The sequence below is a fragment of the Pseudomonas sp. JC1203 genome, assembly GCF_056175065.1.
On the sequence record NZ_JBWCAM010000019.1, the window covers coordinates 109,268 to 125,654 of the forward strand.

Below are 16,387 nucleotides of genomic sequence, written 5' to 3' on the forward strand. Positions count from 1 at the left end.
TAAAACATCTTTCACCTTCATGAAAGGCTTGTGTTAGGTGGTTCCAGCAAGACTTGCCAGCATACGCAAACCCTTTGGAGGTTCCTGGCATGCTAGGGCTGGTAAAGACCGCATTGCTCAAGCCATACACGTTTATCGTGTTGGCGATATTCATCTGCATCATCGGGCCCCTGTCCGCGATGCGGACCCCTACCGACGTATTCCCCGACATCGGCATCCCCGTGATCGCCGTGGTCTGGTCCTACACCGGCCTGTCGCCGGACGCCATGGCCGGGCGGGTGATCTACACCTACGAGCGCTCACTCAGTACCACGGTGAACGACATCGAGCACATCGAGTCGCAATCGCTGCCGGGCATGGGCATCGTCAAGATCTTCTTCCAGCCGGGCGTGGACATCCGTACCGCCAACGCCCAGGTGACCGCGGTGTCGCAAACCGTGCTCAAGCAGATGCCCCCGGGCATCACGCCGCCGCTGATCCTCAACTACAGCGCCTCCACGGTGCCGATCCTGCAGATGGCGTTCTCCAGCCCCACCCTGTCCGAAGCGCGTATTCGTGACCTGGTGCAGAACTCCATCCGCCTGCCGCTTTCCGCCGTGCCGGGCCTGGCCATGCCGACCCCCATGGGTGGCAAGCAGCGCCAGATCACCCTCGACCTCGACCCCCAGGCGCTGGCCGCCAAGGGCCTGTCGGCGCAGGACGTGAGCAACGCCCTGGCCGCGCAGAACCAGATCGTGCCGGTGGGTACCGCCAAGCTGGGCAGCGATGAGTACACCGTGCTGCTGAACAACAGCCCGGATGCCATCGGGCAGCTCAACGACCTGCCGATCAAGACCGTCGACGGCGCGGTGATCACCGTCGGCCAGGTGGCCCACGTGCGTGACGGCTCGCCGCCACAGACCAACATCGTGCGGGTGGACGGCCGTCGTGCGGTACTGATGCCGGCCCTGAAAAACGGCAACATCTCGACCCTGTCGATTGTGCAGAGCATTCGCGACATGTTCCCGTTGATCAACGAGACCCTGCCGCCCTCGCTGAAAACCTCGATGCTGGGCGACGCCTCGGTGTTCGTGAAAGAGTCGGTAGGCAGCGTGGCCCGCGAAGGTATCATCGCCGCCCTGCTGACCAGCGCCATGATCCTGCTGTTCCTGGGCAGCTGGCGCTCGACCATCATCATCGCCGCCTCGATTCCCCTGGCGGTGCTGTCGGCGATCGCCCTGCTGGCGGTCAGCGGCCAGACCCTCAACGTAATGACGCTCGGGGGGCTGGCGCTGGCCGTCGGTATCCTGGTGGACGATGCCACGGTGACCATCGAGAACATCAACTGGCACCTTGAACAAGGCAAGCAGGTGAAGGACGCCATCCTCGATGGCGCCAAGCAGATCGTCGGCCCGGCCTTCGTGTCCCTGCTGTGTATCTGCATCGTGTTCGTGCCGATGTTCATGCTGCAAGGCATTGCCGGCTACCTGTTCCGCCCCATGGCGCTGGCGGTGATCTTCGCCATGGCCTCCTCGTTCATCCTGTCGCGTACCCTGGTGCCGACCCTGGCGATGTTCCTGCTCAAGCCCCACGTGGTCGAGGCAGGCGAAGGCCGCCACCCGGACAACGCCCTGCTCAACCACCACGAAGGCGACCAGCACAAACCCAAGCACGGCGCGTTCGTGCAAAGCCTGCTGAACTTCCAGCAGGGCTTCGAGAAGCGCTTCAGCAACGTGCGTGACAGCTACCACGGTGTGCTCACCCTGGCCCTGGAAAACCGCAAGCGCTTCCTGATCGGCTTCATGGTCTGCGTGCTGGCATCCTTCGCGCTGCTGCCAACGCTGGGTGAAGACTTCTTCCCGGCCACCGACGCCGGCGCCATGTCGCTGCACGTCAGCCTGCCGGTGGGTACCCGTATCGAGGAAAGCGCCGCTGCCTTCGACCGTATCGAAGCACGCATTCGTGAAGTGGTGCCGGCCAATGAGTTGGACACCGTGATCGACAACATCGGCATCCCGCTCAGCGGTATCGACATGGCCTACAGCGCCAGCGGTACTACCGGCCCGCAGGACGGCGATATCTCCGTCACCCTGAAGGAAGGCCACAAGCCGACCGCCGACTACGTGAAGAAACTGCGTGAAGTCCTGCCGGAAAGCTTCCCAGGCAGCACCTTCTCGTTCCTGCCGGCCGACATCAGCAGCGAGATTCTCAACTTCGGTGCGCCAGCGCCCCTGGACGTGAAAATTTCCGGCCCCGACAACGACGCCAACCACGCCTACGCCCTGGAACTGCAGCGCGCCCTCAAGCATGTGCGTGGCATCGCCGACCTGCGTATCCAGCAGTCCAACGGCTACCCTACCCTGCAAGTGGACGTGAACCGTGAACGCGCCAACGGCCTGGGCATTACCGAACGTGACGTGACCAACTCCATGGTCGCCTCGCTGGCCGGTAGCTCGCAGGTATCGCCGCTGTACTGGCTGAACCCGAAAAACGGCATCAGCTACTCGATCGTCGCGGCCACCCCGCAGTACCGCCTCGACAGCATGCCGGAACTTGAAGCCCTGCCGGTGACCGGCGCCAACGGCCAATCGCAGATCCTCGGCGGCCTGGCCACCATCCACCGCGTCGACACCCCGGCGGTGGTCACCCACTACAACATCCAGCCCACCCTGGACATCTACGCCAACGTGCAAGGCCGTGACCTGGGCGGCGTGGCCAAGGACATTCAGAAAGCCATCGACCTGGCCGCACCGCACCGCCCTAAGGGCGCCACCATCACCCTGCACGGCCAGATCGACGCCCTGCATGAAGCCTTCAGCGGCCTGTCCCTGGGCCTGCTCGGCGCCGTGGTGCTGATCTACCTGCTGATCGTGGTCAACTTCCAGTCCTGGCTCGACCCGTTCGTGATCATCACCGCCCTGCCGGCTGCCCTGGCAGGCATCGTCTGGATGCTGTTCCTGTCCGGCACCTCGCTATCGGTGCCGGCATTGACAGGGGCCATCTTGTGCATGGGTGTGGCCACCGCCAACTCCATCCTGGTGGTGAGTTTCTGTCGAGAACGCCTGGACGTGCACGGCGACGCCCTGCTGGCCGCCATGGAGGCCGGTTTCACCCGCTTCCGTCCGGTGTGCATGACCGCCCTGGCGATGATCATCGGCATGCTGCCGCTGGCCATCTCCCAGGAACAGAACGCCCCACTGGGTCGCGCCGTCATCGGCGGCCTGATCCTGGCCACCACGGCCACCCTGCTCTTCGTTCCGGTGGTGTTCAGCCTTGTGCATGGACGCCGCACCGCCAAGCTTTCCGTTGGAGAAACCTCCCATGTCGTCTGATTCCCTACCGACCATCGCAAAGAAGCCTTCGCGCAAGCGCCTGATGGTGCTCGGCGTCGGCGGCCTGACCCTGGCTGCCGTGCTGGTGGCCGGCGGCCTGGCCGCCCGGACCCGTCACGATGACAACGTTGCGACCTGGACCGAAGCCCAGTCGATGCCCATCGTCAGCGTGTTCCAGCCGATCCACAACACCACCGGCGACACCCTGGTGCTGCCGGCGCACCTGGAAGCCTGGAGCCAGGCGATGATTCACGCCCGGGTCAGCGGCTACCTGAAAGACTGGAAAGCCGACATCGGCACGCCGGTGAAAGCCGGCCAGGTGCTGGCCGAAATCGACAGCCCCGACCTGGACCAACAACTGGCCCAGGCCCACGCGCACCTGCTGCAGCAACAGGCCGACGAGAAACTGGCGCAGACCAGCGCCGCGCGCTGGCAGCACCTGCTGAGCACGCACTCGGTCTCGCAACAGGAAGTGGACGAGAAAGTCGCCAACGCCGACGCCGCCAAGGCCAACGTCGAGGCGGCCCGCGCCGACTTTGCGCGCCTCACCGACCTGTCCAACTACAAGACCCTGCGTGCGCCGTTTGATGGCACCGTGACCGCGCGTAACACCGACGTCGGCCAACTGATCAAGGCCGACGCCGATACCGGCCCGGACCTGTTCGAAGTGGCTGACACCCATCGCCTGCGCCTCTACGTGCCGGTGCCACAGAACTACGCCGCTGCCGTGCGCACCGGCATGCACGTGAGCCTGACCGTGCCGGAGCACCCGGGCGAGCAGTTCGACGCACAGTTGGTGGGCAACTCCAACGCCGTGGACGCCAAGTCCGGCACCATGCTGGCCCAGTTTGTCGCCGACAACCCCAAGGGTGAACTGCTGGCCGGTGACTACACCGAGGTCACCCTCAAGGTGCCTGCGGGTAGCCAGGGTGTGAGCATTCCCGGCAGCGCGCTGATCTTCCGCGCCGCCGGCACCCAGGTGGCCGTGGTGGATGCGCAGAAGCACGTGCACCTGCGCAACGTGCACATCGGCATGGACCTGGGCGCCACCCTGTTCATCGACCAGGGCCTGGCCCCCACCGACCAGGTCATCGACAACCCGCCGGATTCCCTGCGCGAGAACGACCCGGTGAAACTGGCCGACGCAGGAGACACCCATGCCCCTAAAGCTTAACCGCCTGGTAGCGGCGATGGCCCTGGTGCTCCAGGGCTGCTCGCTGGCGCCGACCTACAAAGTGCCGGACGCACCGATCCCGTTGCATTACAGCGGCCCGTGGCAGGCCGCCAAGCCTGCCGACAAGGTGCCGCAGCAATGGTGGTCGTTGTACAACGACCCGCAGCTCAACGACCTGCAGGGCAAGCTGATCAGCGCCAACCCTGACCTGGCCGCGGCCTTGGCGCATTTCGATGCGGCCCAGGCCTACGCCAGCCAGTTGCACGGCGGCCTGTTCCCGGAAATCGGCGCCACCGGTTCCAGCGTGCGCCAGCGCCAGTCCGAGAACAAACCACTGCGCGGCAGCGACCAGCCCAACGTGTACAACACCAACACCGCGGCGTTCACCCTGAACTGGGACCTGGACTTCTGGGGCAAGGTGCGCAACCGCGTGGCCGCCGGCGACGCCCAGGCCCAGGCCTCGGCCGACGACCTGGAAGTGGCGCGCCAGAGCTTGCAACGCCAGCTCAGCAACCTGTACCTGACCCTGGCCGGGCTGGACGCCCAGCAGGCCATTCTGAAAACCTCACTGGACGACTATACCCAGGCGTTGAACCTGACCCGCGACCGCTACGAAGGCCAGATCGCCAGCGAACTGGACATGACCCGCGCGCAAAGCGAGCTGGCCCAGGCCCAGGCCCAACTGGACGACGTGATCAACCAGCGCAACCTCACCGAGCACGCCATCGGCGAGCTGGTAGGCCAGCCGGCGACCACCTTCCAGCTGGCGGCCATCGCCAAATTCCCGGCCCTGCCCGACGTGCCAGCCGAGCTGCCCAGCACCCTGCTGCAACGCCGCCCTGACATCGCCGCCGCCGAGCGCCGGGTGTTCGCCGCCAACGCCAACATTGGCGTGGCGAAGGCTGCGTTCTACCCCGACTTCAGCCTGAGCGGCTACTTCGGTGGCCAGGACATGGGCGTGGGCAACGTGCTCAGCGCCACCAACCGCTTCTGGGCCATCGGCCCGGTGGTCAACCTGCCGATCTTCACCGGCGGCCGCCTCACCGGCGCCGAAAACCAGGCCAAGGCCGAGTTCGCCGAAGCCAGCGCCCACTACCGTGGCAGCGTGTTGAAGGCCCTGCGCGAGGTGGAAGACAACCTGTCGCAACTGCGTGACTTGAAGCAGGAAGCAGCGGACCAGCAGGCGGCAGTGGATGCGGCGACCCAGTCGCAGACCCTGGCCATGAACAGCTATGAAGCCGGCGCGGTGAACTACCTGGACGTGGTGACGGCGCAGACGGCGGCGCTGGACGCGCAGCGCAAGTTGCAGGATGTGCAGACGCGTCGGTTGCAGGCCAGCGTGGGGTTGATGGTTGCGTTGGGTGGGGGGTGGCAGCCCGCCAAGTCCTGATTCATGTGCTGATACATACAACCGCGTAGCCGCTGCCGCCAGGCTACGCTGGCCCTCGTTTACGCTGGAGATTCCCAGCGAGGCTCAGGGCCAGCGCAGCCTGCGGCAGCGGCTACAGGGTCGGCTGGAAAGGATAAGGGAAACAATTGCAGGGGCTTCAACATACCAAGCGGTCCCTCTCACCGTTCATTTTAGATAGTTACAAGACATGTCCCCACCCCGGACGGCATCCCGCCACATCAGCCGCCTTATCGTTGCCGCAGGCTGCCTGCCTTACGGAAAACCTCCCGTGTAAGCATGGCCCAGCGAAACCCAGCTTCAGCAGGCGTAAACGCTTACGATCAGCAACACTTCCAGCATTGAGTCCCTTCCCCAGCTTGCTGCAATGTGCCGTCCTCTCGACGCCTCGGAGGCTGAATCGGATGGAACTTCACCCCACGCATCCAGCAGTTACACACTCATCGGGCCTGATCGAGAAGGCACCGATACCATGAATGACTTTTTCTACAGAAACCCTCATTTGCAGATTCATCCGTCAAAGACGTATGATCATCACCTGCTGACGATCATCGAGTCTCCGGTTTTTTCAAAGTTATGGCCCGACTATTGGACCCGGCAGGAACACGGCGACTTCATGAGCTATCTGGCGGCCAATCCAGACGCGGGCGCAGTCATTCCAGGTTCCGGAGGGTGTCGCAAGGTTCGTTGGGGAATGACAGGTTCAGGAAAAAGTGGTGCAGTCAGGGTGATTTATACAGCCCAACTCGCCAACGGCGTACTGGTAGCACTGCTGATCTACGCAAAAGGTGCGACCGAGAACATACCTGCACACTTGCTACGCAAAATTTCGAGGGAGTTGGGCAATGCCTCTGACTGAACAAGAGTTGCTGGAACGTGATGCCCAGCGAAACATCGGCGAAGAACTGCTTGCGTCCATTCGCGACGTCAAAGCCGAACGGCTGGGTGCAGTTAATCAGGTCCAGGTTACCGAAGCCGCCCAGGCAAGAAGTAAGACAGGGCTCTCCCAGCCCAGATTCGCCCAGTTGCTGGGCGTATCCGTTCGTACGTTGCAGGAGTGGGAGCAAGGCCGCCGATCACCTTCCGGGGCAGCTCGCTCCTTACTTCATATCGCTGCACTGCGCCCCGACGTGTTTCGCGACGTTTTAGCCGAATAAAACGACGCCTAGCCACTGCCGCCAGGCTGCACTGGCGCCATGCCTCACCGAAGATCTCCAGTGTCTGCAAGGGCCAGCGCAGCCTGGCGGCAGCCGCTACAGGGTGGCTGACGGGTCAGCTACCGGCGCCACCATGCGCCTCTTCAAAGAAGAAATCCTTCCAGCTATCAGCCTTGTTCTTCAACACCCCCAGCTCATTCAACTTATCGGCATACACCCCGGTACGCTGCGGCACGATGGTGAAGTCGATCTCCGGGTCATTGACGATTTTCTCCACCAGCGCCAACGGCAACTTCGACTGCTCTACGCGGATGTAGGTCTTGGCCGCCTCGGTCTTGTTCGCCTTGATGTACTGCGAAGCTTCAGCCAGCGCGTCGTAGAACGCCTTGTAGGTCTTGGGGTTTTCGTCGTGGAATTTCTGCGTGGTGTACAGCACGTTGAACGTCGCCTGGCCACCCAGTACGTCGTACGAGCTGAGCACCTTGTGCACTTTCGGGTTTTCCAGCTCCTGGTACTGGAACGGCGGGCTGGAGAAGTGCGCGGTGATTTCCGAGCTGCCGGCAATCAGCGCCGAGGTGGCGTCGGGGTGCGGGATGCTTACCGAGTAGTTGTCGAAGCGCTTGAAGTCGGCGTCGCCGAAGACCTTGGCGGTTTCGATCTGCAGGGTGCGCGACTGGAAGCCCACGCCGGCGGCCGGCACGGCGATGCGGTCCTTGTCGGTGAAGTCCTTCAGGGTCTTGATGTTGGGGTTGTTGGTCAACAGGTAGTTGGGCATCGAGCCTAGCGAGGCGATGGCCTTGACGTTCTGGCGGCCCTTGGTGCGGTCCCAGATGGTCAGCATCGGCGGCACGCCCGCCGACACCACGTCCAGGGCGCCGGCCAGCAGCGCTTCGTTCATGGCGGTGGCGCCGGAGATGCTGTTCCAGTCCACGGTGATGTCGATGCCTTCGGCCTTGCCGTGTTTCTCGATCAGGTGCTGGTCGCGCACCACGTCGAGGATCAGGTAACCAATGCCGAACTGCTGGGCGATGCTGATCTTGCCTTCGGCGTGGGCGCTGGTGCCGAGCACGGCACCGACGAGCCCCAGGGCGATGGAAAGGCGGGATAACTTGGCCATTTGAATGCTCACGTATTTAGTGGAGAGAGTGGCGAATCAGCGCTGCATGCCCCATTTCTTGATGGTCAGGCGCTCGAAGGTATTGAACAGCAGGTTTTCCACCAGCAGGCCAATGATGATCACTGCCGCAAGGCCGGCGAACACCTTGTCGGTGTACAGCTCGTTGCGGTTCTGGAAGATGTACCAGCCCAGGCCGCCCTTGCCGGACGATGCGCCGAACACCAGCTCGGCGGCGATCAGGGTGCGCCAGGCGAACGCCCAGCCAATCTTCAGGCCCGCCAGGATCGACGGCAGCGCGGCCGGGATCAGGATGTACCAGACAAAACGCAGGCCGCGCAGGCCGTAGTTGCGGCCGGCCATGCGTTGGGTTTCCGACACGGCCAGGAAGCCCGAGTAGGTGTTGAGCGCCAGCGCCCACAGCACCGAGTGCACCAGCACGAAGATCAGGCTGTTGTCGCCAAGGCCAAACCACAGCAATGACAGCGGCAGCAGCGCGATGGCCGGCAGCGGGTTGAACATGGCGGTCAGGGTGCTGAGCAGGTCGCGGCCCAGTTGGGTCGACACCGCCAGGGTGGTCAGGCCGAACGCCAGGACGATACCGATCAGGTAGCCCTTGATCAGCACGGTCAGGGAGATCCACACCTTGCCCAGCAGCTCGCCGGTGGCGATGCCGTCGACGAAAGCATGGGCGGTCTGCAGGAAGCTGGGCAGCAGCAGGTCGTTGTTCTGGATGCGCGCGGCAATTTCCCAGATCAGCGCCAGGGCGATCATGATCACCGTCTTGCGCACCCAGCCCTGTTGCCAGATGCGCTGGGCCAGGGAAATGTCGCGGGTCAGTGCGGCCTGGGTGAAGGGTTCCAGCTCGATTTCGTATTCTGCGCGCACGGGCGGTTGCAGGCTCATGGCAAGGCTCCAGAGTCAGTAGGCGATGCGGATGTCGTGGAAACCCAGGTCCTGCTCGACCGGCCCTTGGGCCTCGTCGAACAGCAGCCGGTGAATCCGCTGGGCACTGGCCTGGAAGGCCACGCCACCGAGGCTCTGCAAATCGTATTCGTGGCTGTTGATCTCAGCGCGCACCCGGCCCGGGTGCGGCGACAGCAACAGGATGCGGTTGCCCACCACCAGCGCTTCCTCAATGGAGTGGGTGACGAACAGCAGGGTGAAGCGCACCTCGTCCCACAGTTCCAGCAGCTCTTCCTGCATCTTGCGCCGGGTCAGGGCGTCGAGGGCGGCGAAAGGCTCGTCCATCAGCAGGATCTTCGGCTGCATGGCCAGCGCACGGGCGATGGCCACGCGGGCCTTCATGCCGCCGGACAGGGTATGCGGGTAGGCGTTGGCGAACGCGCTGAGGCCGACCTTCTCCAGGTAATGGCGCGCGCGTTCCTCGGCTTCCTTGCGCTTGAGGGTGCGCGAGGCCAGCAGCGGGAACATGACGTTTTCCAGCACGGTTTTCCAGGCTGGCAACTGGTCGAATTCCTGGAATACGACGATGCGGTCGGGGCCCGGCTCGGTGACGGTGGCACCGCCCAGGCGGATCTCGCCCTCGCTGGGCTTGATAAAGCCGGCCACGGCCTTGAGCAGGGTCGACTTGCCGCAGCCCGAAGGGCCGAGCAGCACGAAACGATCACTGCGGTCGACTTCGAAACTGACCTGGTGGGTGGCCCGCACCACGCGTTCGGGGGTGCGGTATTCGAGACTGACGTTGCTCACTTGCAGCAGGACTTCAGGGGTCGCCTGATGGCCAGCCTGCGCAGGTAATACATCGCTGGCCGTGTGGCCTTGCAGTACAGCGTTCATGGTGACTCCCGGATCAGAACGGCGCATCGCCCTGGATAGTGGTGCGGTGCAGCTTGCGGCGCAGGTGCTCGGGGGTGCCGGCAGCCAGGTGGATCAGCGAACGGTTGTCCCAGAACACCATGTCGTTGGGTTGCCACTGGTGGCGGTATACGTTCTCCGGCCGCACGCTGTGGGCGTACAACTGGTTGAGGATGTCGCGGCTCTCGTCTTCCGGCAGGCCGACGATGTGGGTGGTGAAACCTTCACTGACGAACAGCGCCTTGCGGCCATTCTCAGGGTGGGTACGCACCACCGGATGGCTGACGGTGACCACCTGGGCCAACTGCTCGGCCGTCAGGGTCGGGCGCCAGTTGGCGGCGTTCTTGCCCTCGCTGTAGCGGGCGGTATAGGAATGCACGGCGTTCTTGCCTTGCACGGCGTCCTGCAGGTGTTGCGGCAGGCTGTCCCAGGCGCGGTGCATGTCGGCGAACAGGGTGTCGCCCCCCTCGCTCGGCAGCTCCTGGGCGTACAGCATCGAACCCAGGCTTGGCAGTTCCTTGTAGGACAGGTCCGAGTGCCAGTATTTGCCAGCATCGCCCAGGCCGACCGGCTGGCCGTTCTCGACAATATTGGAAACAATGAGGATTTCCGGGTGGTTGGCCAGCAGGAACTGCTTGAGCACGTGGATCTGCAGCACGCCGAAGCGGCGGCTGAAATCGATCTGCTGTTGCGGGGTGATGTGCTGGTCGCGGAACACCACCAGGTGGTAGTCCAGGTGCGCGCGGTGTACGCGGGCGAAGTCTTCGTCATTGAGCGGCCGGCTCAGGTCCAGGCCAACGATCTCGGCGCCCACCAGGCCTTGCAGGGGGCGGACTTCGAAGGTCTGGGAAGGCAGGGGGGCGAACGATAAGGCGGACATGCTGGGCTCCGGCTCTGGCTATTGAGTACGAGTAGGTAATGACCAAACTCTATAGGCATAAGAACCGAAATTTAAATATCTTTAATGCATAACGATATCACTGGAAATTGTGGATGCGTTTGTGGGAGCTGGCTTGCCAGCGAGTTTTTGGCTGCCAACAGCTCGCTGGCAAGCCAGCTCCCACAAAAACCACGGCGGTTACATCGCCCGCGCAACCTCCAGGAACGCGCTGATGATGGTGTTGGCGCCCCGCTCCTTGCGCCACACCAGCGTGGCATTGGTCAGCAGCCCGGCCTGTTCGGCAAACGGCACCATGACAATGCGCTCATGGGGCACCACCTCGTCCTGGGACACATAACCGATGCCCATGCCCTTGGCGATGGCAATGCGAATGGCCTCGCGGCTGCCAATTTCCAGCACGCTGGCCGGCTGCACGCCCGCGGCCTGGCACGCCGCCTCGAAAATCTGCCGGCTGGAGGAACCCGCCTCGCGGTGAATCACCGGCTCGCCCTCAAGCTCGTTCAACGCCACGCTGGCGCGGGTGGCCAGCACATGGTCCGCCGGCACTGCCAGCATCAGGGGGCACTGCCGGTAACGCAGGCGTGCCAGGCCGTTGCCGGGTTGCTGGCTGGCCAGTACGCCCAGGTCGGCATCGAAGCTCTCCACCGCATCGTGCACGTACTGCGAATGGCCGAACTCGACGCTGACCTGCACCCGCGGGTAGCGCCGGTGGAATTCGTGGAGGATTTCCACCAGGTGATACGGGCCCACCGCAGCGATGCGCAAATGGCCCGAGCCCAGCGCGCGCACGTCGCTGAGCAACTGCAGGGCATCCACCTCGGCATCCATCATGCGCCGGGCGCTGGCCATCACCTGCACGCCCAAGGGCGTGAGGCGCACCTGACGGCCGGTACGGTCGAACAACGGTTCGCCACAGCGTTCCTCCAGCTCGCGAATCTGCTTGGAGATCGAAGGCTGGGTAATCTTCAGCAGCCGCGCGCCCTCGGTAAAACTGCCGGTTCGCGCCGCCGCCAGGAAGGCGCGCAGTTGGGCGTAGATCATCAGTGCATTCCCTGAGGCTATGGGTTGTGTCGTACATAGCTATCAAATTCATGCATCAATTGTCATATCGCCTCTGCAACATTCGCTCATCAGTCACCTGAAGAGACGAATCGATGAAGCCGTTGCTGAAGAAAATCGCCGCCGTGGCCTGCCTGACCTGCGCCGCCAGCGTGGCCCAGGCACGCGACCTGGTGATGGGCCTGATTCCGGCCGAAAACAACGAAGAGATGATCCAGCACTTCGAACCCATGCGCGCCTACCTTGAGAAAAAGCTGGGCGTGCATGTGAAGATGTACACCGCCACCGACTACGCCGGCGTCATCGAGGCCATGCGCAAGAAGCGCCTGGACATCGCCTGGCTGGGCCCGCTGTCGTACATCCTCGCCGAGCAGGAAGCCGGCGCCGAAGCCTTCGCCGTGGGCGTGAGCCCCGACGGCCGCTCTATCTACAAGAGCATCTTCGTGGTGCCCGGCGACTCGCCGGTGCAGAAGCTTGAAGACCTGAAAGGCAAGAACGTCGCCTTCGTCGAGCCGGCCTCCACCAGCGGCAACCTGGTGCCCAGCTACATCCTCAAGCAGCGCACTGGCCAGACGCCTGCGCAGTTCTTCGGCAAGTTCACCTACGCCGGTTCCCACGACGCCGCGCAGCTGGCGGTGAAGAATCACGCGGTGGACGCCGCCGCGGCGAATGACATTTCCTACAAGATCTTGCTGGAAAAAGGCCTGATCACCCCGCAAAGCAACCGCATCATCGAAACCTCGATGGACATCCCCGACTCGCCGCTGACCTACCGCAAGGACCTGGACCCGGAGCTGAAGGCCAAGATCCGCGACGCCTTCTACAACGCCCACAAGGACATGCAGGTGACCGGCTACGGCAAGTACCTCCGCTACACCGAGGCGAAGCCGGCCGACTACCAACCGATTCGCGACATGATCACTTCGCTGGGGCTGGGCCGCGACGCCCTGCTCAAGTGATGCAGCCACAGGAGCGCGCCATGCCGGCCTTCCGCTTGACCCATGTGTGCAAGCACTACGACAACGGCCACCAGGCCCTGAAAGACATCAACCTGGACATCGAGGCCGGCAGTTTCGTGGTGATTCTCGGCCCGTCCGGCGCCGGCAAGTCGACGCTGCTGCGTTCGCTCAACGGCCTGGAGAGCATCCAGGCCGGCGAGATTCTGTTCGACGGCGTGCAGGTGGTGCCGCGCAACCTGCGCCACGTGCGCAGCGGCGTGGCCATGGTGTTCCAGCAGTTCAACCTGGTGGGGCGGCTATCGGTGATGACCAACGTGCTGACCGGCCGCCTGGCCCGGCGCTCGTGGCTGGGCAGCTTGCTGCACCTGTTCCGCCGTGAGGACGTTGAACTGGCCACGCGCCTGCTGGCCCGGGTCGGCCTGACCGAACGTGCCTGGCAGCGCGCCGACAAACTGTCCGGCGGCCAGCAGCAACGGGTGGGCATCGCCCGCGCCCTGGCGCAGCAACCCAAGGTTATCCTCGCCGACGAACCGGTGGCCAGCCTCGACCCGCTGGCCACCGAGGAAGTCATGGCCATGCTGGCCGCCATCAATCGCGAGGACGGCATCACCGTGATCCTCAACCTGCACCAGGTTGACCTGGCCAAGCGCTTCGCCGACCGGGTGATCGGCGTCAACGCAGGCAGCATCGTCTTCGACGGCACACCCGCGCAATTGGACCGCCACGCCCTGGCGCACATCTACCATCGTGAAGGAGACGCCCATGCGCAGCCCGTCCCGGCTCTGCTGGCCTACGCCTGACGGCCGCGCGCCCTGGCGCCTGATCGGCCTGGCCGTACTGCTGCTGGTGTTGCTGCTGGCCAGCGCGCCGCTGGTGGAAATGGACCCGCTCAAGCTGCTGCGTTCGCTGGGCAACCTCGCCGAGTTCATCGGCAAGCTGGTGACCGTGCCGGAGTGGAGTTACCTGCCGCAGCTGGGCATCAAGCTGCTGGAGACCTTCGAGATCGCCTTCCTGGCTACCCTGCTGGCTGCCTGCGTGAGCCTGCCACTGGCGGTCATCGCCGCGCGCAACACCACGCCGCGGCCGTGGCTGGGCCGCGCCGCGCGCCTGCTGCTGTCGTTCACCCGCGCCCTGCCCGACCTGATCTGGGCGCTGGTGTTCGTCGCCGCCCTGGGCCTGGGCCCACTGCCGGGGGTGATGGCGCTGGCAGTGGTAACGGTGGGTTTCATGGCCAAGTTCTTTGCCGAAGCCATCGAGGTGGTGGACGACAAGGCCGTGGAAGGCCTGGCTGCGCACAACGCCAGCTGGCTGCAGGTGCGCACCTTCGCCCACCTGCCCCAAGCCTTGCCCGACCTGCTCGGCTCGCTGCTGTACATCCTCGACCACAACTTCCGCGCCGCCACCATCCTGGGCATCGTCGGCGCCGGCGGCATTGGCTACGACCTGGTGATGTCCATGCGTTTGTACGACTTCCCGCGCCTGCTGCTGATCATGCTGGCGGTACTGCTGGTGGTGTCGACGCTTGACCGTCTCAGCGCTGCCCTGCGCAAGAGGATTATCTGACATGCACACAGTATTGACCGCCCTGCCCAAGCGCCCCTTCAACCCCGCCCCCCTGCTGATTGCCGCAGTATTCGCAGTGGCCGCGCTGTGCGTGATGCACCTGGACCTGTCGGTGGAAGGCCTGGGCTATGCGCTGCAGGACATTGGCGAGTATTTCTCGCGCTACACCCGCCCGGACTTCAGCGACCTGCCACACTCGCTGTTCCTGCTGCTGCAAACCCTGGCCACCGCCCTGTGGGGCACGGCCATCGCCTGTATCGGGGCGTTCATCCTGGCGCCACTGGCCGCGCGCAACCTGACGCCCAACCGCCTGTGTTTCGCCCTGGTGCGCGAAGCGCTCAGCGTGTCGCGGGCAACCCCCGACCTGGTGCTGGCGCTGTTCTTCGTCGCCGCCATCGGCCTGGGGCCGCTGCCCGGCACGCTCGCCTTGGGCGTGCACACCCTGGGCTTCCTCGCCAAGTTCATCGCCGAAAGCCTGGAGCGCGTACCTGAAGGCACTTACGAAGGCGTGCGCGCCACTGGTGCCGGGCGTATCCAGACACTGTTCTTCGCCGGCTGGCCGTCCATTGGCCGCGAGACGGTGGGCTATGTGCTGTACATCTTCGACCGCAATGTGCGCATGAGCTCGGTGCTCGGCCTGGTGGGCGCCGGCGGCATCGGCCAGGCGTTGTACGACGCCCTGCGACTGTTCCAGTACGGCCGCTCGGCGATGCTGATCCTGATCCTGCTGGTGACCGTGGTCGCCATCGACGCCCTGTCCGGCTGGGCGCGCCAACGCCTGGCCTGAACCCTTAACCTCTGCCAAGGAGCCCTTCGATGTGGTCCTACCGTAACCCCGTGCAGCTGCAATTCGGCATCGACGCTTTCGAGCGCACCGCCGAATTCATCAACGGCAGGCCTTATGTGCTGCTGACCTACGACCACCCGCTGTTCGCCGGCCTGGCCCAGCGCCTGGCGCAACAGGCCGGCGCGCCGCTGCTGGTGATCGACGACGTACGCGAGAACCCCGACATCGATTTCCTGCGCGATGCCGCCGCACGCCTGTACCCGGCCAGTTGCGCCGCCGCGCAACCGCCGGTGCTGGTAGCCCTGGGCGGCGGCTCGGTGATAGACAGCGCCAAGTGCCTGGCCGCGTTCGAGGGCGACTTCGCCCGTACCCTGGACTACCTGGAAGGCCGCGCGCAGCATTTCAGCGCCCTGCCCATCATCGCCATCCCCACCACGGCCGGCACCGGCAGCGAAGTGACCTGCTGGGCCACCGTGTGGGACCCGGCCAACCAGCGCAAGTTGTCCCTGGCCCACGACCAGCTGTACCCGGAAGTGGCCCTGTGCGACCCGCAGCTGGGGCGCAGCCTGCCCCGCGGGCTGACTATCGCCACTGGCCTGGACGCTTTGTCCCACGCGCTGGAAAGCATCTGGAATACCCAGCGCAACCCCTTGTCGCTGCACTACGCCGAGACGGCGGCCAGGACCATTATCGAGGTGCTGCCACGCCTGGCCGATGACCTCGACAACCTGGCCCTGCGCAGCCGCATGCTGCAGGCTGCTACCTGGGCGGGCCTGGCGTTCTCCAACACGCGCACGGCGCTGGCGCACAACATTTCCTACGCCATCACCCTGGAACAGGGCACGGCCCACGGCATCGCCTGCTCATTCAGCCTGCCGCACGTACTGCGCTGGGCCGTGGGCCACGCCGCAGACATCGACGAGAGCCTGGCGCGGGTGTTCGGGGTCAGCGTCAGCCAGGTGGGCGAGGCCGGCGCCGCGCGGCTGGCAGCGCTGCTGGACCAATTGGGCGTCAGCCGTGAACCGGCCGCCTACGGGCTGGACGACAGCGGCTGGCAAACCTTGGTGAAGGCCGCGACCCAGGGCGCCCGGGGGCGCAATTTCGCCGGCGAGCCACTGTGGGGGTGATTCGCTTCA

Annotated in this window: 15 protein-coding genes; 10 read left to right on the forward strand and 5 right to left on the reverse strand. The window is 64.5% G+C overall.

Features of this window, described 5'->3' with window-relative positions; genetic code table 11:
• The first annotated feature begins 89 nt into the window (after positions 1–89).
• The 5 genes from AC0SZ7_RS25025 (at position 90) to AC0SZ7_RS25045 (ending at position 7,050) form a co-directional block, all read left to right on the forward strand.
• Positions 90–3,311 (forward strand): efflux RND transporter permease subunit, encoded by a 3,222-nt coding sequence (locus tag AC0SZ7_RS25025; protein WP_475506896.1) that lies wholly within the window; start codon positions 90–92, stop codon positions 3,309–3,311.
• The gene (locus tag AC0SZ7_RS25030) at positions 3,301–4,485 is read left to right on the forward strand and encodes an efflux RND transporter periplasmic adaptor subunit (protein ID WP_475506897.1); all 1,185 of its coding nucleotides are present in this window, start codon (positions 3,301–3,303) and stop codon (positions 4,483–4,485) included. Before AC0SZ7_RS25025 ends, AC0SZ7_RS25030 begins: the two co-directional genes overlap by 11 nt.
• Positions 4,469–5,875, forward strand: coding sequence for an efflux transporter outer membrane subunit (locus AC0SZ7_RS25035; RefSeq protein WP_475506898.1), 1,407 nt, complete (start codon positions 4,469–4,471; stop codon positions 5,873–5,875). The genes AC0SZ7_RS25030 and AC0SZ7_RS25035 overlap by 17 nt, the downstream gene beginning before the upstream one ends.
• Positions 5,876–6,365: 490 nt before the next feature.
• Positions 6,366–6,752: a transcriptional regulator gene (locus tag AC0SZ7_RS25040; protein ID WP_475506899.1), complete on the forward strand. Its 387-nt coding sequence runs from the start codon at positions 6,366–6,368 to the stop codon at positions 6,750–6,752.
• Entirely contained in the window at positions 6,739–7,050 is a 312-nt protein-coding gene (locus AC0SZ7_RS25045; protein ID WP_475506900.1) for a helix-turn-helix domain-containing protein, read from the forward strand. Before AC0SZ7_RS25040 ends, AC0SZ7_RS25045 begins: the two co-directional genes overlap by 14 nt.
• 115 nt (positions 7,051–7,165) lie before the next feature.
• On the opposite strand, the gene AC0SZ7_RS25050 is transcribed toward AC0SZ7_RS25045, so the two are convergent.
• The 5 genes from AC0SZ7_RS25050 to AC0SZ7_RS25070 all read right to left on the reverse strand — a co-directional run bounded on the left by AC0SZ7_RS25050 (position 7,166) and on the right by AC0SZ7_RS25070 (position 11,924).
• On the reverse strand, positions 7,166–8,167 hold the full coding sequence (locus AC0SZ7_RS25050; RefSeq protein WP_475506901.1) for an ABC transporter substrate-binding protein: 1,002 nt from the start codon (positions 8,165–8,167) through the stop codon (positions 7,166–7,168).
• Between the two features lie 36 nt (positions 8,168–8,203).
• Positions 8,204–9,070: an ABC transporter permease gene (locus AC0SZ7_RS25055; RefSeq protein ID WP_475506902.1), complete on the reverse strand. Its 867-nt coding sequence runs from the start codon at positions 9,068–9,070 to the stop codon at positions 8,204–8,206.
• A gap of 15 nt (positions 9,071–9,085) precedes the next feature.
• Positions 9,086–9,964, reverse strand: coding sequence for an ABC transporter ATP-binding protein (locus tag AC0SZ7_RS25060; protein ID WP_416425720.1), 879 nt, complete (start codon positions 9,962–9,964; stop codon positions 9,086–9,088).
• Between the two features lie 13 nt (positions 9,965–9,977).
• Positions 9,978–10,862, reverse strand: coding sequence for a TauD/TfdA dioxygenase family protein (locus AC0SZ7_RS25065; RefSeq protein WP_475506903.1), 885 nt, complete (start codon positions 10,860–10,862; stop codon positions 9,978–9,980).
• 198 nt (positions 10,863–11,060) lie between these two features.
• Positions 11,061–11,924 carry a LysR substrate-binding domain-containing protein gene (locus AC0SZ7_RS25070; RefSeq protein WP_475506904.1) on the reverse strand — a complete coding sequence of 288 codons (864 nt, stop codon included), beginning with the start codon at positions 11,922–11,924 and terminating at the stop codon, positions 11,061–11,063.
• Positions 11,925–12,037: 113 nt separating this feature from the next.
• Between AC0SZ7_RS25070 and phnD the strand changes: the two genes are divergently transcribed.
• Genes phnD through AC0SZ7_RS25095 form a run of 5 tightly spaced genes read left to right on the forward strand, consistent with a single transcriptional unit; the run spans position 12,038 to position 16,378 of the window.
• Positions 12,038–12,901, forward strand: coding sequence for a phosphonate ABC transporter substrate-binding protein (phnD, locus tag AC0SZ7_RS25075; protein ID WP_475506905.1), 864 nt, complete (start codon positions 12,038–12,040; stop codon positions 12,899–12,901).
• 20 nt (positions 12,902–12,921) lie between these two features.
• Positions 12,922–13,701, forward strand: coding sequence for a phosphonate ABC transporter ATP-binding protein (phnC, locus tag AC0SZ7_RS25080; protein WP_475506906.1), 780 nt, complete (start codon positions 12,922–12,924; stop codon positions 13,699–13,701).
• Positions 13,664–14,464: a phosphonate ABC transporter, permease protein PhnE gene (gene phnE, locus AC0SZ7_RS25085; RefSeq protein WP_475506907.1), complete on the forward strand. Its 801-nt coding sequence runs from the start codon at positions 13,664–13,666 to the stop codon at positions 14,462–14,464. Before phnC ends, phnE (AC0SZ7_RS25085) begins: the two co-directional genes overlap by 38 nt.
• A 1-nt stretch (position 14,465) precedes the next feature.
• On the forward strand, positions 14,466–15,251 hold the full coding sequence (gene phnE, locus AC0SZ7_RS25090) for a phosphonate ABC transporter, permease protein PhnE (protein WP_475506908.1): 786 nt from the start codon (positions 14,466–14,468) through the stop codon (positions 15,249–15,251).
• A 29-nt stretch (positions 15,252–15,280) separates the two neighbouring features.
• The gene (locus AC0SZ7_RS25095; protein WP_475506909.1) at positions 15,281–16,378 is read left to right on the forward strand and encodes a phosphonoacetaldehyde reductase; all 1,098 of its coding nucleotides are present in this window, start codon (positions 15,281–15,283) and stop codon (positions 16,376–16,378) included.
• Positions 16,379–16,387: the final 9 nt, after the last annotated feature.

Coding starts and splice junctions, on each gene's coding strand:
- AC0SZ7_RS25055 (WP_475506902.1), bottom strand. CDS start 9,070: ATGAGCCTGCAACCGCCCGTGCGCGCAGAATACGAAATCGAGCTGGAA.
- AC0SZ7_RS25070 (WP_475506904.1), bottom strand. CDS start 11,924: ATGATCTACGCCCAACTGCGCGCCTTCCTGGCGGCGGCGCGAACCGGC.
- AC0SZ7_RS25065 (WP_475506903.1), bottom strand. CDS start 10,862: ATGTCCGCCTTATCGTTCGCCCCCCTGCCTTCCCAGACCTTCGAAGTC.
- AC0SZ7_RS25060 (WP_416425720.1), bottom strand. CDS start 9,964: ATGAACGCTGTACTGCAAGGCCACACGGCCAGCGATGTATTACCTGCG.
- phnE (WP_475506908.1), top strand. CDS start 14,466: ATGCACACAGTATTGACCGCCCTGCCCAAGCGCCCCTTCAACCCCGCC.
- phnE (WP_475506907.1), top strand. CDS start 13,664: ATGCGCAGCCCGTCCCGGCTCTGCTGGCCTACGCCTGACGGCCGCGCG.
- AC0SZ7_RS25025 (WP_475506896.1), top strand. CDS start 90: ATGCTAGGGCTGGTAAAGACCGCATTGCTCAAGCCATACACGTTTATC.
- phnC (WP_475506906.1), top strand. CDS start 12,922: ATGCCGGCCTTCCGCTTGACCCATGTGTGCAAGCACTACGACAACGGC.
- AC0SZ7_RS25045 (WP_475506900.1), top strand. CDS start 6,739: ATGCCTCTGACTGAACAAGAGTTGCTGGAACGTGATGCCCAGCGAAAC.
- AC0SZ7_RS25095 (WP_475506909.1), top strand. CDS start 15,281: ATGTGGTCCTACCGTAACCCCGTGCAGCTGCAATTCGGCATCGACGCT.
- AC0SZ7_RS25040 (WP_475506899.1), top strand. CDS start 6,366: ATGAATGACTTTTTCTACAGAAACCCTCATTTGCAGATTCATCCGTCA.
- AC0SZ7_RS25050 (WP_475506901.1), bottom strand. CDS start 8,167: ATGGCCAAGTTATCCCGCCTTTCCATCGCCCTGGGGCTCGTCGGTGCC.
- phnD (WP_475506905.1), top strand. CDS start 12,038: ATGAAGCCGTTGCTGAAGAAAATCGCCGCCGTGGCCTGCCTGACCTGC.
- AC0SZ7_RS25035 (WP_475506898.1), top strand. CDS start 4,469: ATGCCCCTAAAGCTTAACCGCCTGGTAGCGGCGATGGCCCTGGTGCTC.
- AC0SZ7_RS25030 (WP_475506897.1), top strand. CDS start 3,301: ATGTCGTCTGATTCCCTACCGACCATCGCAAAGAAGCCTTCGCGCAAG.